15 protein-coding genes and 1 tRNA gene are annotated in these 15801 nt (G+C 64.5%); 10 read left to right on the forward strand and 6 right to left on the reverse strand.

Translation table 11 applies throughout. The annotated features are described in order from the left end of the window. Nucleotides 1–288: 288 nt before the first annotated feature. From SPYCW_RS14510 to SPYCW_RS14530, 5 genes are all read left to right on the forward strand, one after another. Nucleotides 289–1248 (forward strand): bile acid:sodium symporter family protein, encoded by a 960-nt coding sequence (locus tag SPYCW_RS14510; protein ID WP_120217381.1) that lies wholly within the window; start codon nucleotides 289–291, stop codon nucleotides 1246–1248. A gap of 64 nt (nucleotides 1249–1312) precedes the next feature. Continuing rightward, a complete protein-coding gene (locus tag SPYCW_RS14515; RefSeq protein WP_120217382.1) occupies nucleotides 1313–2524 on the forward strand; it encodes a toxic anion resistance protein in 1212 nt (403 codons plus the stop codon). A 10-nt stretch (nucleotides 2525–2534) separates the two neighbouring features. After that, nucleotides 2535–3257: a hypothetical protein gene (locus tag SPYCW_RS14520; protein WP_120217383.1), complete on the forward strand. Its 723-nt coding sequence runs from the start codon at nucleotides 2535–2537 to the stop codon at nucleotides 3255–3257. 41 nt (nucleotides 3258–3298) lie between these two features. After that, on the forward strand, nucleotides 3299–3919 hold the full coding sequence (locus SPYCW_RS14525; RefSeq protein WP_120218329.1) for a YqiJ family protein: 621 nt from the start codon (nucleotides 3299–3301) through the stop codon (nucleotides 3917–3919). 26 nt (nucleotides 3920–3945) lie between these two features. Further along, nucleotides 3946–5679, forward strand: a complete 1734-nt coding sequence (locus tag SPYCW_RS14530; RefSeq protein ID WP_120217384.1) for a flotillin family protein — start codon at nucleotides 3946–3948, stop codon at nucleotides 5677–5679. A gap of 48 nt (nucleotides 5680–5727) precedes the next feature. Here SPYCW_RS14530 and SPYCW_RS14535 read toward each other — a convergent pair whose 3' ends face one another. The 4 genes from SPYCW_RS14535 to SPYCW_RS14550 form a co-directional block, all read right to left on the reverse strand. Beyond that, nucleotides 5728–6051, reverse strand: coding sequence for a hypothetical protein (locus SPYCW_RS14535; protein ID WP_120217385.1), 324 nt, complete (start codon nucleotides 6049–6051; stop codon nucleotides 5728–5730). Then, entirely contained in the window at nucleotides 6048–6596 is a 549-nt protein-coding gene (locus SPYCW_RS14540; RefSeq protein WP_172595510.1) for an RNA polymerase sigma factor, read from the reverse strand. The genes SPYCW_RS14535 and SPYCW_RS14540 overlap by 4 nt, the downstream gene beginning before the upstream one ends. Continuing rightward, nucleotides 6583–7191 (reverse strand): hypothetical protein, encoded by a 609-nt coding sequence (locus SPYCW_RS14545; RefSeq protein ID WP_172595511.1) that lies wholly within the window; start codon nucleotides 7189–7191, stop codon nucleotides 6583–6585. The genes SPYCW_RS14540 and SPYCW_RS14545 overlap by 14 nt, the downstream gene beginning before the upstream one ends. 255 nt (nucleotides 7192–7446) lie before the next feature. Further along, a complete protein-coding gene (locus tag SPYCW_RS14550; protein WP_120217388.1) occupies nucleotides 7447–8220 on the reverse strand; it encodes an SDR family oxidoreductase in 774 nt (257 codons plus the stop codon). Nucleotides 8221–8342: 122 nt separating this feature from the next. Between SPYCW_RS14550 and SPYCW_RS19340 the strand changes: the two genes are divergently transcribed. After that, entirely contained in the window at nucleotides 8343–9206 is an 864-nt protein-coding gene (locus tag SPYCW_RS19340; protein ID WP_145985996.1) for a helix-turn-helix transcriptional regulator, read from the forward strand. Nucleotides 9207–9231: 25 nt separating this feature from the next. Here the strand turns inward: SPYCW_RS19340 and SPYCW_RS14560 are convergent. After that, a tRNA-Gln gene (locus SPYCW_RS14560) sits at nucleotides 9232–9305 on the reverse strand. Between the two features lie 213 nt (nucleotides 9306–9518). Here SPYCW_RS14560 and SPYCW_RS14565 point away from each other — a divergent pair. From SPYCW_RS14565 to SPYCW_RS14575, 3 genes are all read left to right on the forward strand, one after another. Beyond that, nucleotides 9519–11015, forward strand: a complete 1497-nt coding sequence (locus SPYCW_RS14565) for a glycosyl hydrolase family 28-related protein (RefSeq protein WP_172595512.1) — start codon at nucleotides 9519–9521, stop codon at nucleotides 11013–11015. Nucleotides 11016–11259: 244 nt separating this feature from the next. Further along, nucleotides 11260–12552 (forward strand): FAD-dependent oxidoreductase, encoded by a 1293-nt coding sequence (locus tag SPYCW_RS14570; RefSeq protein ID WP_120217391.1) that lies wholly within the window; start codon nucleotides 11260–11262, stop codon nucleotides 12550–12552. Between the two features lie 22 nt (nucleotides 12553–12574). Further along, a complete protein-coding gene (locus SPYCW_RS14575; protein WP_120217392.1) occupies nucleotides 12575–12973 on the forward strand; it encodes a DoxX family protein in 399 nt (132 codons plus the stop codon). 122 nt (nucleotides 12974–13095) lie between these two features. On the opposite strand, the gene SPYCW_RS14580 is transcribed toward SPYCW_RS14575, so the two are convergent. After that, on the reverse strand, nucleotides 13096–14352 hold the full coding sequence (locus SPYCW_RS14580) for a dipeptidase (RefSeq protein WP_120217393.1): 1257 nt from the start codon (nucleotides 14350–14352) through the stop codon (nucleotides 13096–13098). Between the two features lie 218 nt (nucleotides 14353–14570). On the opposite strand from SPYCW_RS14580, the gene SPYCW_RS14585 reads away from it, so the two are divergent. Then, nucleotides 14571–15746, forward strand: a complete 1176-nt coding sequence (locus SPYCW_RS14585; protein ID WP_120217394.1) for an acyl-CoA dehydrogenase family protein — start codon at nucleotides 14571–14573, stop codon at nucleotides 15744–15746. Nucleotides 15747–15801: the final 55 nt, after the last annotated feature.

Raw genomic sequence — 15801 nt, forward strand, 5'->3', positions numbered from 1 at the left:
GCTCCCTGCCCGTTCGAGTCGAGCGAAGTCGAGACACGCTGGCGCGGCGCCATGCGTCCCTCGACTTCGCTCGGGACAAACGGACTGGGCGCGAGGAAGCGACAGCGGCGATCCTCCCTGTCGCGTAGCGATGGGGAGGTGGCAGCGCGAAGCGCTGACGGAAGGGCTTTGGCGCAGACGTTGTCGCCCCTCCACCATTCGCTTCGCGAACGGTCCCCCTCCCCATGGCTTCGCCACAGGGAGGATCATATTCTTGCCAAATCCGCGCCGCCCCGCCATCGCCCTCCCATGCTCGCCCGTATCTTCCCCGACCGGTTCGTCCCCATCCTGCTCGCGACGATCCTGCTCGCCAGCCTGCTGCCGGTGCGCGGGGCGGCAGTTCCTGTCGCCCAAGGGGTGTCGACCGCGGCGATCGTGCTGCTGTTCTTCCTCAACGGGGTCCGGCTCCCGCGCGACGAGGTGTTGCACGGCATCCGCAACTGGAAATTGCAGGGCGGCGCGTTGGCCTTTTGCTTCGGGATCATGGCGCTGTTCGGGCTTGGCGCGCAGCACGCGACGGCGCCATTTCTGCCTGCCACATTGGCGCTGGGCTTCCTGTTCCTCGGCATCCTGCCCTCGACCGTCCAGTCGGCGACTGCGGCAAGTTCGATGGCGGGGGGCAATGTCGCGGCGAGCGTCGTCGCCGCGGCGCTGCTCAACCTCACAGGCGTCATCGCCTCGCCGCTGTTGTTCGCGGCGCTCGCGGGCAGCGCGGGCGCGATCAGCGGCGCGGCGGCGCTGCGTATCATCGCCATCCTGCTCTTGCCCTTCATCGCCGGACAGCTGGCGCAGCGCTGGCTGCGGCCGTGGGTGCTGGCGCACAAGGGGCTGACCACCGCGATGGACCGCACCGCGATCGCGGTCGCGGTCTATGTCGCCTTTTCCGCCGCGGTCGTTGCGGGCATCTGGGACCAGCTCGACGGGCGCGAGATCGGCATTGTCTGCGCCGCGGTGGCGGCGCTATTGCTGCTGTCGTTCGGCGGGGCGTGGGCGTTCGGCGCGCTGCTGCGGCTCGCGCGATCCGACCGCATCACCTTGCTGTTCGCGGGCGCGCAGAAAAGCATCGCGGTCGGCGCGCCATTGGCGGCGACGCTGTTTCCGCCCGCAATCGCCGGCATGGTGCTGGTCCCGATCCTCGTCTATCACATGGCGCAGCTGATCCTGTCGGCGTGGGTCGCGCCGGCATTGAACAGCGCAAATCAAGTGTAATGCTTGAATAACACAGTTCTGCATGCCATATAGGCGAGGCAGCAAGGGGCTGGAAGGAAGACGAATGAGCGAGCAGACCGCGACGGCAACCGCGACCGACGAGCTGAAGCTGACCCCGCCCGACCCCGTTCCCGCGGTCGCGCCCGAAAAGGCGGCGGGGCTGGTGCCGCTGTCGGGCGAGCAGAAATCGAAGCTGGAGGAACGCGTCGACGGCTTTATCGACGATCTGGTCGCGCAGGATGTCAACTCGCCCGCCTTTGGCCAGAAGGTCGACCAGATCACCAACATGGGCCGCAAGGAAATGCTGGAGGCGGCGAACCAGTCGAACCGCTTCCTCGACCGCCCGATCAAGGCGATGGACCGCGACACCGACATCGGCCAGAATCTGATCGAGCTCCGAAACACCGTCGAACGGCTCGACCCGTCGGCGAACGGCAAGCTGATTTCGAAGCGCGGCTTTCTCGACAAGATTTTCGGCAGCAGCGCCACCAATTATTTCGCCAAATATCGCAGCGCCCAGTCGCATATCTCGAGCGTGCTTACCGCGCTCGCGAACGGCAAGGACGAGCTGCTGATGGACAATGCCGCGATCGACGTCGAACGGCGGAAATTGTGGGAGGCGATGGGCAAGCTGGAGCAGATGGTCCACATCGCCCAGACGCTCGACCGCAAGCTGGAGGACAAGGCCGCCGAACTCGACGGGGTCGATCCCGCGAAGGCCAACGTTCTGCGCGAAAATGCGCTGTTCTACGCGCGTCAGCGGACGCAGGATTTGCTGACACAGATGGCGGTGACGGTGCAGGGCTATCTCGCGCTCGACCTCGTCAAAAAGAATAATGTCGAGCTGGTGAAGGGCGTCGAGCGCGCCAGCACCACCACCGTCGGTGCGCTCAAGACCGCGATCACCGTCGCGCAGGCGATGACCAACCAGAAGCTGGTGCTCGAACAGATTACCGCGCTCAACACCACCACCGCGAACATCATCGATGGCACGTCGAAGATGCTGAAGGACAATACCGCGCGCATCCACGAGCAGGCGGCGTCGAGCACGATTCCGATGGAAACGCTGCAACGCGCGTTCCAGAATATCTATGACACGATGGACGCGATCGACACTTTCAAGCTGAAGGCGCTCGACAGCATGAAAACCACGGTCAACACGCTGGAGGGCGAGGTCGCGAAGTCGAAGGGCTATATCGCGCGCGCCGAGGGTGCGAGCCAGGCGCAGGCGAGCGTCGGCGGCGCCGACAGCCCGCTCGCGGCACTCGAAGGTTGACGGCGGACCGATGAGCATGAGCGAGGTCGACAAGATCCGGCTGTCGGCGGAAAGCGCGATCGAACGGTCGCGCGAACGCCGCCGCCCGATCGGCACCAAGAGCGTCGCGCTGCGCCGCCAGCATTTGTACAAGAAACTGGGCCGGGTGCTGATCGCCGGCGGGGTCGTGCTGCTCGGCGCCGCGCTGTTCGGGGCGCTGATCCAGCCGCTGGGATTCACCGGGCTGCTCGCGCTGTTCGTACTGTTGATCGGGGTCGCGGTGTTGTTCGGGCGGACGCCGTTTCCCGAACCGCGCCAGGCCGATTTGCCCAAGACCGACCTCAAGCAGCTTGCGGGGCGCACCGAAATCTGGCTCGAAGCGCAGCGCCCGATGTTGCCCGCCCCGGCGCGCCAGCTGGTCGACGGCATCGGAGTCCAGCTCGACCTGCTCGCGCCGCAGCTCCAGACGCTCGACGCGGCGAGCCCCGCGGCGGCAAACATCCGCAAGCTCGTCGGCGAGGATTTGCCCGAACTGGTCGCAGGCTATCAGCGCATCCCCGCCGGGCTACGCGGCGAAGCCCATGCAGGTCGCACCCCCGACGAGACTTTGGTCGGCGGCCTCAAGATGCTGGAAGCCGAGATCGGCAGCGCCGCGCGCAGCCTGGCGGCGGGCGAACTCGACAAGCTCGCGACGCGCGAACGCTATCTGCAGCTGAAATATCAGGGCATCGACGAGAGCGCGCCGAACGGATAGCGTCCTTGCCAAGCCGCGTTCCGGCGGCCACACAGATGCCGATGTTCGATCAGCTGCTCGCCCCTGAAAATGCCGTCTTCAGCGCCGCCCTGCTGCTGATGCTGATGATCGGCGCGGTGCAGGCCATCGGGCTGGCGGGTGACATCGACGCGGACGGCGATGCTGATGGCGACGCGGGCGTCGCCGACACGCTGCTGGCCTGGGCCGGGATCGGCCGCGTGCCCTTCCTGATGTGGCTGGTGATTTTCCTGGCGCTGTTCGGGGCGCTCGGGCTGGGGCTGCAACAGTTGATCACCGCGCTGACCGGCGGTCCGGGCACCAATTTGCTGATGGTGCCGCTGACCGCCGTCGGCGCGCTGCCGGTGACCGGCGCGGCGGCGCGCGTCGTCGCGCGGGTTTTGCCGGGGATCGAAACCACGGCGATCGAACGCGACGAGCTGATCGGGCGGTTCGCAGAAATCAGCATCGGCACCGCGCGCGTTGGCCATCCGGCGCGGGCACGCGTGACCGACGAGCACGGGCAACCGCATCAAATCATGGTCGAACCCGACAGCGCCGACCAGATTTTCCAGACCGGTGAGAGCGTCTTGTTGGTAAAACGCGAGGGCGATATATTCAAAGCCTTCACCCGCGGCGATTTCTATTTACCCAAGCTCGACTGACCCTAATATCGACATGGGAGCTTCCAATGACGGGAGCCGAATCGACAGCAACGGGTGAGTTCATGATCGAAATTGCTATTTACGCGGGCATCGGACTGGCCGCGCTGCTTATTCTGGGACTGATCGTCACGCGGCTTTATCATCGCGCGACAAAGGAAATTGCCTTTGTCCGCACGGGATTTCGCGGTGAACGGGTAATCATGAACGGCGGTGCGCTGGTCCTGCCCGTGCTCCACGAAACGATGCCGGTCAACATGAACACCGTGCGGCTGGCGGTCGAACGCAAGAATGTCGACGCGCTGATCACGCTCGATCGCCTGCGGATCGATGTGAAGGCAGAATTTTACGTCCGCGTTCGCCCCGATGCGGGATCGATCGCCATGGCGGCGCAGACGCTGGGCCTGCGCACGATGAACCCCGAAGCGCTGAAGGATCTGGTCGAGGGCAAGTTCGTCGACGCGCTGCGTTCCGTCGCGGCGGGCATGACGATGAACCAGCTGCACGAGCAGCGCGCCGATTTCGTGCAGAAGGTGCAGCAGGTGAGCTCGAACGACCTGTCGATGAACGGGCTCGAGCTGGAATCGGTATCGCTGACCGGGCTCGATCAGACGTCGATCGAGCATTTCAACGCCAACAATGCCTTTGACGCCGAAGGCCTGACCAAGCTGACCGAACAGATCGAACTGCGCAAGAAAACCCGCAACGACATCGAACAGGACACGCGCGTCCAGATCGAGACCAAGAATCTGGAAGCCGACAAGCGCAGCTTTGAAATCGCGCGCGACAATGAATTTGCCAAGCTGGGCCAGCAGCGCGAGATCGAGATCCGGCGCGCCGAGCAGGCGGCCGAGGTCGCGCGCGAACAGGCGCAGCGCAATCAGGAAGCCGAGAACGCCCGGATTCAGGCGAAACAGCTGGTCGATGCCAAACAGATCGAAGCCGACCGCGCGATCGAAGAGGCGCGGATCGCGCAGGAGCAGGCGATCGAACTGGCACGGCAGGAACAGCAGATCCTGATCCAGAACAAGAGCCGCGAAGAAAGTCAGGCGCGCGGCGAGGCCGATGCCGCACGCGCGATCGCTGTTGCCGCCGAGGAACAGGTCGCGACGGCGCGCGAAACCGAAGTCGCCGAGCGCTTGAAGCGCATCGAACTGATCGAAGCGGCAAAGGAGGCCGAACGGCAGGCGATTTCGGTAAAGGTCGAAGCCGAAGCCGAAAAGGAAGCCGCGGCGAACCGCGCGGCCGCTGTCCGGTTGGAGGCCGAAGGCGAGGCCGAGGCCGAAAAGCTGCGCGCGGAAGCCGCGCGCATCCGGTTCGAAGTCGAAGCGGCAGGTCAGCGCGCGATCAACGAGGCGGCGAACCTGCTGTCGTCGGACCAGATTTCGCTGCAAACCAAGATGGCGCTGTTGAAAGTGCTCCCCGAAGTGGTGCGCGAAGCCGCCAAGCCGATGGAAGCGATCGATTCGATCAAGATCATCCAGGTCGACGGGATCAACCAGACCGGTGGCGGAAACAGCAGCGGCGGCAGCGCCGACAATGGCAACCTCGCGAGCAACGCCGTGTCGGCTGCGCTGGCTTACCGCGCGCAGGCGCCGGTAATCGACAGCCTGATGAAGGAACTCGGCTTTGACGGTGGCTCGCTCGACGCACTGGTTAAGGGTGCGGCGGCAAATGAAGCAGACCGTCCGGCATCGATTGCGCCGAGCCCCAAGGCGCGAAAATCGCGTCCGACCCCCGACGCCGAGATCGAGCACGACTGACCGGCAGCGCGCGGCCCGCTGGGGTCAGGACCCTCGGGTTCTGACCCGCTAAGCGCTCCGCCAGCGCTGCGTGCCGAACCACAGCAGCAGGATGAGCAGCAGCGGCGAGGCGAGGCCCCAGTGGGTCGAGCTCGCCAGCGGCGCGAAGATCGGCGCCGATGACAGCAGCCATAGCGCCGCGAGCAGCGCCGCGATCGCCAGCGCCTCGAACGCGAAGCTGCGCCAGAAGCGCGCGCGGGCGCGGGCGTAGGCGGCCTGTGCGTCGATCGCGCGTTCGACCTGTAACGTGAAATTACGGTCGCCGGCGCGCGTCGGCGGCGCCAGCATCGCGGCCAGCATTGCGTCCATCGCTGCGTCGTTCGGGGCCGTCATCGGTCCGCTCCTTCGCCGATCATCTTCTGCGCCTTGGCGCGCCCGCGCAAGACCAAGGATTTGAGCGTGCCGAGCGGCACCCCCATGATCTCGGCCGCCTCGCCATGCGACCAGCCGTGGCCGAAGCATAAGGTAAGCGCGGCGCGTTCCTGCGGCGACAGCGCGGCGAGCAGGCGGTCGGCGTCGATCGCCGCGTCGCTGGCACCGCGCGGATCGGTCGACGTCGGCGCGTCGTCATCGGCGCCCGCCAGCCCCTCCCGCCGCTTTGCGGTGCGCCGCTGGTCGAGAAACAGCCGCCAGCCGATTCCCATGATCCATGCCGCATAACTCCCCTGCCCCCGATAATCGCCCGCACGCTGCCACGCACGGACGAAGGCTTCCTGCGCCAGATCGTCGGCGTCGCATCCCGCGGCGCGTGCAAGGAAGGCGCGCAACCGCCCTTCGTACCGTAGCACGAGGAGCTGGAAAGCGGCGCGATCTCCCCCGGCAACCCGCTGGTTGAGAGCCCAATCTTCTTCGGCGCTCCCATCATCACGCAGCGGCACGCTCCTCGGCAGCCGCGGCGCGCGCGAGGCGGCGGCGGACAAGCAGGGCGATACCGACAAAGATCGGGAACAGCGCGGCGCCGACCGACGTGCGGATCAGCTGTTCATGCCCCTGGATCAGCCCAAAGCCGGCCATTGCAAGGCCGATCGCCAGCAAGACCAGCGCGTTGCGGTCGTCGCCGACGCTGACCGTTTCCTTGCCGCCCTGCCAGCTCAGATGCTCATAGGGCTTGTTGAGCTTTTCGATCAGCGGGCCGACCGCGTCCGACTTGGCTTCGAGCGCGCGGCGGATCGAGCGGTGGAGCATCCACGCGTGAAGCAGCCGCGCGAGCAGGAAAAACCCGACGCAGAACAGCGCAACGACCGTCACATTTTCGAGCAGGCTGAACAGCTGGTCGCTGACCGCCACCAGCTCGGTCGTCGGCGGCGGCGCCGGGACATAGGAAGCGATTTCGCGCGGGCTGATATAGGCCGCGATCTCTTCGGCGCTGATCGATTCGGACACCGGCACCGAAACGGTCGTCGGGGTCGGCGGCGGTGCCGCAGGGGTGGATGCAGTGGCGGCGGCGGCCGCGGCGGCAATCAAAAAATTCATCGGCATATCTCTCCGTCACGCCGCACTGGCATGGTGAAACCACAGGCGACGGCTTCCCGCAAGACGGGGCTGAACTGCACCGGGGAGCACATAATCAACCGCCGCGCGAAACCGCCGCCCGGACCGGCGCGACGGCCGATCATAGGCTAGACGGCGCGGCGAGCGGCAATGGATGCAGAATGAGAATATTTTTTCCAAGCGGGCGAGCGCCCCCGATAGCGGCGGGCGACGGCAACCGCCGCCCGCCGGGAGAGGTCACTTGGTCGTATAGCCGCCGTTGACCAGAATCGTCTGGCCGGTCATCCACCAGCCCTCTGACACCAGCATACGAATCCAGGGAACGATATCCTCGATATCGGTAAGGCCGGTCTTCGAGAAGGCCGACAGGGCGCCGGCTGATTTGTGATAGGCCACGGCATCCGCGCCTTCGGCAGGATAGAAAAAGGGCGTATCCATCGGCCCGGGTCCGATCGCCGTTACCGAAATGCCGCGTTCGCCAAATTCCTTCGACGCCGCGCGGGTGTAATGTTCGACCGGTGCCTTCGTGCCCGCATAGGCCGCGTAGAAGGGCGTGAAAGCGCCAAGCAGCGACGTCACCAGGGTGCAGATCTTGCCATGGTCATTCAGATGCTTGCCCGCCTCTTTCAGGAAGAAGAAGGCGGTCTTGGAATTGACCGCCGTCATCTCGTCATATTCGGCCTCGCTGATCTCGGCGAACGGCTTTTTCAGCACTTTCCCGACCGTGTTGATCGCGATGTCGGGACGGCCGAGCGCGGCGATGGTGTCGGCAAAAAGCTTTTCGACCGCGGCCGCAGAGGTGAGGTCAGCCTGAAAGGCAACCGCTTCAGCCCCGGCGGCACGGACTGCGGCAAGCGTTTCCTCCGTCTCGGCAGCAGAGGCGGGGCTGTTATAGTGGATCGCGATCGCCTTGGCCCCGTGCGCGGCCAGGTCGCGGGCGATAAGACCGCCCAGATTCTTGCCGCCGCCCGCGATCAGAACGGTTTTTCCCTTAATGCTGTGATCGGCCATCAAATGTCTCCTTTGGGTCTGTTTTCCAGAGGATAAGAAGCTTTCGCCTTGTCCGCTTTCCAATTCCGGCGCAGTTTTTGGGTTTAGGCAGGACGAGTCGTGGGGACTCGCGAGGTGGGCGATTGACCGAAGCCGCACAGATATGGGACGGGATCCGGCCGCGATCCCCGCGCGACGTCGTCGCACGGCATCAGGCGCAGATTGGTCGTCTCGGCATATTGGCTGCGACCGAAAATCTGGCGCGCCCGACCGACTGGGCGTTCGAGGAAGATCACCACATCATCGTTGTCCATCTGGGCGGACAAGTGGACCGGATGGACTGCGAATTTTCGGTTGGGCCGTCGGGCAGCGCGCTGCCGTCGCGCGGCGATGTCTGGGTCATCCCGGCGGCGTGCCGCTATGCGGCATTGGCGCAGGGCGAACGGGCCGAGTTCGTCGAGTTCCGCGTGCCGACCGCGCTGCTTGACGATGCTCCGCTTGCTGCGCGCGTCCAGTATCGGGACGACAGCCTTTTCGGCGCCACGGTCCGGCTGGCGAATCTCTTGCGCAGCGCCGATGACGATCTGTCGACGATGGCGGCGCGCGGACTTGGCGTTGCCCTGGAATGGCATATTCGTCGGCAATATGGGCCCGGCACCCCACGATCGCGGCGCCGTCAGCTGTCGGCGTCCGACCGGATCCTGCTGGCTGACACTATTCGCGGGCAACTCGACGCCCGCCACAGCCTTGACGTGCTGGCGGGACTCGTCGGGATGGATGTTCGCCGCTTCACGGCAGCATTCCAGCAAGCGTTCGGCCTGTCGCCGTGGCAATATGTCATGCGCGTGCGGCTCGACGAAGCGGCCCGGCGGCTCCGGAACACCAACGAATCGGTGACCGACGTCGCGCTGACAACCGGCTTTGCAACGCCGAGTCACTTTGCGACGGCCTTTGCCCGGCGCTTCGGCATGGCACCGTCGCGCTATCGCGCGGCAGTTCGTCCTTAGGGCCAGGATCCAGCGATGGAAGGATTGGATGCCCCGCGAGGATTCGAACCTCGATAGGCGGTATCAGAAACCGCAGTCTTACCATTAGACGACAGGGCAATCGTGAAGCCCATTTAGCGGCGGAATTGCGCGGGTCAAGGGGGTTCGATTGTGACAATGCGACGATTTCGCCGTCACAATTGTGATATTACAGGGGACCAATGTGTCCACATCTCGTTCATCTCACTCGTGGCTGTTAAAACGACATGCAAACAGGGTTTTCAATCAGCTTGGGGCATCGTGGGCAGATCGAGGTGTTGTGACGGAGACATTATGAAATTTCGTGATCGAAAGCTTGGCCGCCGACAGATGCTCGCCACAGCAGGCACTTGCGCTCTATGGGCTCCTTTAGAGCAGCTGAATGCCGGTCCAGTCCGACGGCCTCAAGTTGCGTCGGCGGGAGGCGACAATTTTGCGGTCGGTGGCGACGTGAGTGTTCAAACTGCCCTGGATGCTCGCCCGACTGTATCCGCGCTCGCCTCGGCCATCGGCGGTAAAATGGTAGGATTTGAGCAGACACTTGCTGGCGCGGTACGTCGCACTGTCTCAGAACGTCTAAGTGAGACGGTAAGCGTAAAGGATTTTGGCGCAGTCGGAGATGGGACAACGAACGACCGCGCTGCCATTCAGGCAGCGTTCGATAGCGGAGCGAGGAAAGTCGTCTTCCCACGTGGCATCTATAAGGTTACCGGTGGCGGCTTTACGGTACCCAACTGGTTGCACGTAGCGGGAGAGGGTTATGGTCCGACCGCTGTTCCGGGCGATTCGGGCGTTTGTATACAGTTCGATCTCACGAGAGGGATTGCGCTTAATTGCGGTTTCAATCCCACTTTCGACAACATCTATTTCACCAATGTGGGCGGAACCTACAACGAAAGTACCGCAACGCTGTCGGGAACCACTGCAAGCTGTCTCGACCTGACTGACAACGTGACGATGAATTACTGCTCTTTCGCGGGCTGGGAAACGTGCGTCATGTTCGGTTCTTCAACCTTCTACGTCAAGACTTTTGGGGTCGAGTTCAATCGCTGCACCAATGGCTATCGGACAAACGGCGCGGCTCCCTACAACGTTGACATTTATGCGCCGATCTCGCGCCTGACGACGAATTTCTTCGCTGGGCAGTCGGCGCATCCGGCCCGGAATATCAAGGTGCATGGTGGATCTATCGAAGGGTTTACAGCGGTCGCCTTTGGATTTCTCGATGCCTCGTTCTTCGGTACATATTTCGAGACGATCGCACAACGATCCGGAGCGATTGCCCTTGCGCCAGACGTGGATGGCGCATCCATTACTCTAGTCGGTTGCCTAATCTACATGAACTACATCGCGCGCTTTGCAAATATGTCAGAGATTACCAACGCAATGCTGACCAGTGTCGGCAACCAATATGACGGAAGAGGGGCGGCCGGAGCGATTTGCATATGCCTGCCTGCAAGCGGGTCTGTGAGTGTGGCAGGCGACCGGTTCGGTATCGAACATTCAAACGGCACCCTTTATGTCGACAGCATCACCAATGCGGCGAAGTTTAACGGAATCACCTTTCCTGTACTTCCAGCCAAGAATACCCAGGCTGGTTACAGCGGAATGGCGCTTATCGGGCAGAGGGGTTTTGTGGCCGTTGGGCTGACGATTCCGCCGACCCAAAAGACCACCGGCATGACCGTGATGGCGGATGGTGACAGTTGGGATCCACTGTCGCGCGCAGCGGGGCGCCCATATTGGGTTATATGGCAAGGCGACCGATGGCACACAGTTAGCGGTGCCTGATCATGCGCGCTGGCGCCCGCGCCCGATGTTCGCGATGCGGCAGCTGCCCAAAATTGTTGGCTGCACTGCGTTGGCAATGGCTGATCACCAGTCTTTGATCGTGCGGCCGCGCTGTCAAGGCCGCCGTGCCGGTCCGCACAAGGTCGCTTGCCCTGCCGCATTTCGCCGCTAGCATCAGCGCATAACAGATAAAGAACAGATGGGGGGCCGCGCGCCCGCGCGGACACCCGCAAGGAGTGGGTTGATGCGTCATGTCGCAATCGTCGGGTCGGGTCCCGCGGGCTATTACACCGCCGAAACACTTCAGAAAGCGGAGGATATTGCGGTCGACGTCATCGACCGGCTGCCCGTCCCCTATGGCCTGATTCGCACCGGCGTCGCCCCCGACCACCAGTCGATCAAGGCGGTGTCGCGCCGCTACGAAGGCGTCGCGCTGACCGATAATGTCCGTTTCGTCGGCCATGTCGCGGTCGGCAGCGACGTGACGATCGACGAGCTGGTCGAATTATACGACGCGGTGGTGCTGGCAACCGGCGCGCCGAACGACCGGCCGCTCGATATTCCCGGCGCCAACCTGCCGGGGGTGATCGGCAGCGCCGCCTTTGTCGGGTGGTACAATGGTCATCCCGATTTTGCCGGGCTGAATCCGCCGCTCGACACCGCCGGTGTCGCGGTGATCGGCAACGGCAATGTCGCGCTCGACGTCGCGCGCATTCTGGCGAAGACCCCGCAGGAATTTGCGGGCAGCGACATCGTCGCGCACGCGCGCGCGCAGCTCGCCGAAAGCGCGGTACGCCATATCCACATATTGGGCCGCCGCGGCCCACACCAGATCGCGATGACGCCGAAGGAGCTGGGGGAACTGGCGCATCTCGAGCGCGCCAGCCCGCGCGTCGACCCCGCCGACCTGCCGCAGGAAGGAGATGACGCGCTGCTCGAACCCGGGATGCGCAAGTCGGTGACGCATTTGCGCAGCTTTGCCGCCAATCCCGTCGCCAAGCCGGTGACGATCGATTTCGACTTTTTCGCCATGCCGGTGGCGATCGAAGGCGAAGGCAAAGCGCAGCGGGTGATCGTCGAGCGCACCACGCTGGACGACGAGCTGCGCAGCCATGGCACCGGCGAAACCTATGCGATCGATGCCGGACTGGTCCTCAGCTGCATCGGGTATCAGACCCCGCCGATCCCCGGCGTTCCCTATGAACATGGCCGCGGCCGCTTTGCCAATGACGAGGGGCGAATCTTGCCGGGGCTGTACTGCGTCGGCTGGGCGCGGCGCGGGCCGTCGGGGACGATCGGCACCAACAAGCCCGACGGCGCGCGGATCGCCGAACTGGTGCTGGAGGATGTCGGGCGCGGCGCGGGCAAAGCGGGGCGGCCGGGGCTCGATGCGTTGCTGGCGAACCGTGGGGTGACGCCGGTGACCTTCGCCGACTGGCGGCGGATCGAAGCCGCCGAGGTCGCCGCAGCGCTCGACGGCAACCCGCGCGAGAAATTCGTGAGCGTCGAGGCGATGCTGGAAGCGATCGGGCGGTGACGCCCGCAGACGGCAAAGCGCGTTGAAGCGCGCCGTCCGCACGGCGCTGCGCTGGCTGCTCGCGCTCGCTTATGGCTATGCGGGGTATCTGCACCTGGTGCGGCCCGAGCCGTTTCTGTCGATCACCCCGCCGTGGGTGCCGCAGCCCGAGCTGGTGGTGACCGCCACCGGGATAGCCGAAATCCTGGGGGCGGTCGGGCTGATGATCCCGCCGCTGCGCAAGGCGGCGGGGTGGGGACTGGCGCTTTATGCGCTGTGCGTATGGCCCGCCAATTTCCACCACGCCTTCGCCAATATCGCGATCGGCGGCGAGACCTTGAGCTGGTGGTACCACGGACCGCGGCTGGCGTTGCAGCCGGTGATCATCTGGTGGGCGCTGTGGGCGAGCGGGGCGGTGGAGTGGCCGTTTGGAAGGAAATAATCGTCGCCCCCGCGCAGGGCGCTTCAGAGTCACGTGCCTCTGAACGCGGCCGCTGTCGGTTTACACGGCGATACTGCAAATCTGAGCTAGCGGCCCCCGCCTCCGCGGGGGCGACGTGAGCCCTACTTCGCCACCGGCGTTTCCACCGGCGGCTGTCCCTTCTGGCTGGCCGCATAAGCTTCGTTCGCCTTCAGCACGCGCAGCATGTTGCCGCTCGAAATCTTCTCGAGCTCGGCCTGCGCATAGCCGCGCCGCGCCAGTTCGGCGAACAGCGCCGGATAGCCGGTGACATCCTCCAGCCCGACCGGGGTCGCGTCCATGCCGTCATAGTCGCCGCCGATCCCGATATGGTCGACGCCGATCGTCTTCTTGATATGGTCGATATGATCGGCGGCGAGCCCGAGCGGGGTCGACGGTGGCGGATTGGCCGTGTCCCACGCCTTGAGCGCCGCGGCGGCGCCGTCGGGGTTCCCGAGATAGAGCGCATCGAGCCGCGCCCGCTCGGCCGTGCGCTTCAAGCCATGTTGGCGCAGATTGGGATCGACGAACGCGGCGTAGAACACGACCATGATCACCCCGCCATTGGCCTTGACCGCGGGCAATACGCTGTCGGGAACATTGCGCGGATGGTCGTTGACCGCGCGCACCCCCGAATGGCTGAACATCACCGGCGCCCTGGTTGCTTCCAGCGCGTCCTTCATCGTCGCTTCGCTGACGTGGCTCAAATCGACGATCATGCCGAGGCGGTTCATTTCCTGCACCACCTGGCGCCCGAAATCGGTGAGCCCGTCGTGCTTCGGCGCATCGGTCGCGCTGTCGGCCCAAGGGACGTTCTTGCTGTGGGTCAGTGTCATGTAGCGCACCCCCATGCCGAACATTTCGCGTAGCACGGCGAGCGACGAGCCGATCGACTGGCCGCCCTCGATCCCCAGCATCCCGGCGATCTTGCCCGCCTTCATCTGGCTTTGCAGTTCGGCCGAATTATAGGCGAGCGACAGGTCGGCGGGATAACGCGCGATCAGCCGTTTCGCGACGTCGATCTGTTCGATTGTCTGCTGCACCGCCAGCTGCTCATTGGTGTTCGACGGCACATAGACCGACCAGAATTGTGCGCCGACGCGCCCCTTGCGCAGCCGCTGAATGTCGGTGTGCATTACGGTTCCGTCGGGCTTGGGCTTGGTCGTGTCGCGAAAATCGAAATTGTTGATGACGTTCCCGACCTGCCCGCGCAATTCCCACGGCACGTCATTATGCCCGTCGAATACCGGAGCGCGCTGCAGCGCCGCTTCGGCAACCGCCTCGGGCGATTTCTGCGCCGCGGCGGGGGTGGCGATGAAGGCGAGAGCGGCAAGGCCGGCGAGCAGGATGGGCTTGTTCATGGCGCGCGACCTTAAGTGCTTGAGCGGAAGGCGCAACCCCGTGACCACCCATGCGACCGATAGGTCGCGCCATAATTTTTCACACAAAGACACGAAGACGCAAAGAGTGCCGCATTTCTCCCTTCTTTGTGCCTTGGTGTCTTTGTGTGAGATATTCCAAGGCGCCTTCGGCGCGTCCGAACTTGACGTTTACGTAAACGACGCGCAGCATCATCCCCATGACAGCATTCGACGACTGGCGCGCCCGCTCGCCCTATTATGACGAAACGCATGAGGCGCTGGCGCAGAGCGTGCGGCGCTTTGTCACCCGCGAGATCGCGCCGCATATCGACCGCTGGGAAGCCGAGGGCGAGCTGCCGCGCGAACTGCACAAGAAGGCGGCGGAAGCAGGCATATTGGGCCTGCGCTACCCTGAGCAATATGGCGGCCATTCGGAGGGCTTCGACAATTTCCACGGCCTTGTCCTGACCGAAGAACTGGCCGCATTGGGCGCGGGCGGACTCGGCGCGTCGCTGATGACGCACGGCATCGGGCTGCCGCCGATCCTCGCGCTGGGGTCCGAGGAATTGAAGGAGCGCGTCGCACCGCCAGTGCTGGCGGGCGACAAGATCATCGCGCTCGGCATCACCGAAGCGGGCGGCGGCAGCGATGTCGCCAACCTCAAGACGACCGCGGTGAAGGACGGCGACGATTATATCGTCAACGGCGGCAAGATGTTCATCACCAGCGGCATGCGCGCCGACTGGCTGACCTGCGCGGTGCGCACCGGCGGGCCGGGCGCGGCGGGTATCTCGCTGCTGCTGATCGACATGGACAGCCCCGGCGTCGAGCACACCCGGCTCGACAAGATGGGCTGGCGGTGCAGCGACACCGCGGCGATCCATTTCAGCGACGTGCGTGTTCCGGCGGCGAATCTGATCGGCCCCGAAAATGGCGGCTTCATCGGCATCATGCGCAATTTCAACAGCGAACGTCTCGGCATGGCGATGGGCTGCTGCGCCTATGCGCGCGTCGCGATGGCCGAGGCCGCCGAATGGGCGCAGCAGCGCGAAACCTTCGGGCGTCCGCTCGTCGGCCACCAGTCGATCCGCATCAAGCTCGCCGACATGGAACGCCAGATCGAAGCGACGCAGGCGTGGGTCGACCTCTGCGCGTGGCAGGTCAAGCATGGCAAGGACCGACCCGCCGACTTTGCGATGCTGAAGGTACAGGCGACGCGGATGCTGGAGGCGGTGGCGCGCGAAGCGGCGCAGGTGCTGGGCGGCGCGTCCTATATCACCGGCAGCAAGGTCGAGCGCATCTACCGCGAGGTGCGCGTCAACGCGATCGGCGGCGGCAGCGAGGAGATCATGCTCGACCTCGCGGGTCGGCAGTTGTTCGGGGGCAAGCGTTAGGACGCAGCCCTGCTACGCCCAAATCCGTTTGTGCTGAGCTTGTCGAAGCACCGAT

This window comes from Sphingopyxis sp. EG6 (assembly GCF_003609815.1).
GTDB lineage: Bacteria > Pseudomonadota > Alphaproteobacteria > Sphingomonadales > Sphingomonadaceae > Sphingopyxis.

Bases quoted from the DNA above. Each gene is read 5' to 3' on its own strand.
- SPYCW_RS14510 (WP_120217381.1), top strand. From the start codon at position 289: ATGCTCGCCCGTATCTTCCCCGACCGGTTCGTCCCCATCCTGCTCGCG.
- SPYCW_RS14515 (WP_120217382.1), top strand. From the start codon at position 1,313: ATGAGCGAGCAGACCGCGACGGCAACCGCGACCGACGAGCTGAAGCTG.
- SPYCW_RS14520 (WP_120217383.1), top strand. From the start codon at position 2,535: ATGAGCATGAGCGAGGTCGACAAGATCCGGCTGTCGGCGGAAAGCGCG.
- SPYCW_RS14525 (WP_120218329.1), top strand. From the start codon at position 3,299: ATGTTCGATCAGCTGCTCGCCCCTGAAAATGCCGTCTTCAGCGCCGCC.
- SPYCW_RS14530 (WP_120217384.1), top strand. From the start codon at position 3,946: ATGACGGGAGCCGAATCGACAGCAACGGGTGAGTTCATGATCGAAATT.
- SPYCW_RS14535 (WP_120217385.1), bottom strand. From the start codon at position 6,051: ATGACGGCCCCGAACGACGCAGCGATGGACGCAATGCTGGCCGCGATG.
- SPYCW_RS14545 (WP_172595511.1), bottom strand. From the start codon at position 7,191: ATGAATTTTTTGATTGCCGCCGCGGCCGCCGCCGCCACTGCATCCACC.
- SPYCW_RS14550 (WP_120217388.1), bottom strand. From the start codon at position 8,220: ATGGCCGATCACAGCATTAAGGGAAAAACCGTTCTGATCGCGGGCGGC.
- SPYCW_RS14565 (WP_172595512.1), top strand. From the start codon at position 9,519: ATGAAATTTCGTGATCGAAAGCTTGGCCGCCGACAGATGCTCGCCACA.
- SPYCW_RS14570 (WP_120217391.1), top strand. From the start codon at position 11,260: ATGCGTCATGTCGCAATCGTCGGGTCGGGTCCCGCGGGCTATTACACC.
- SPYCW_RS14580 (WP_120217393.1), bottom strand. From the start codon at position 14,352: ATGAACAAGCCCATCCTGCTCGCCGGCCTTGCCGCTCTCGCCTTCATC.
- SPYCW_RS14585 (WP_120217394.1), top strand. From the start codon at position 14,571: ATGACAGCATTCGACGACTGGCGCGCCCGCTCGCCCTATTATGACGAA.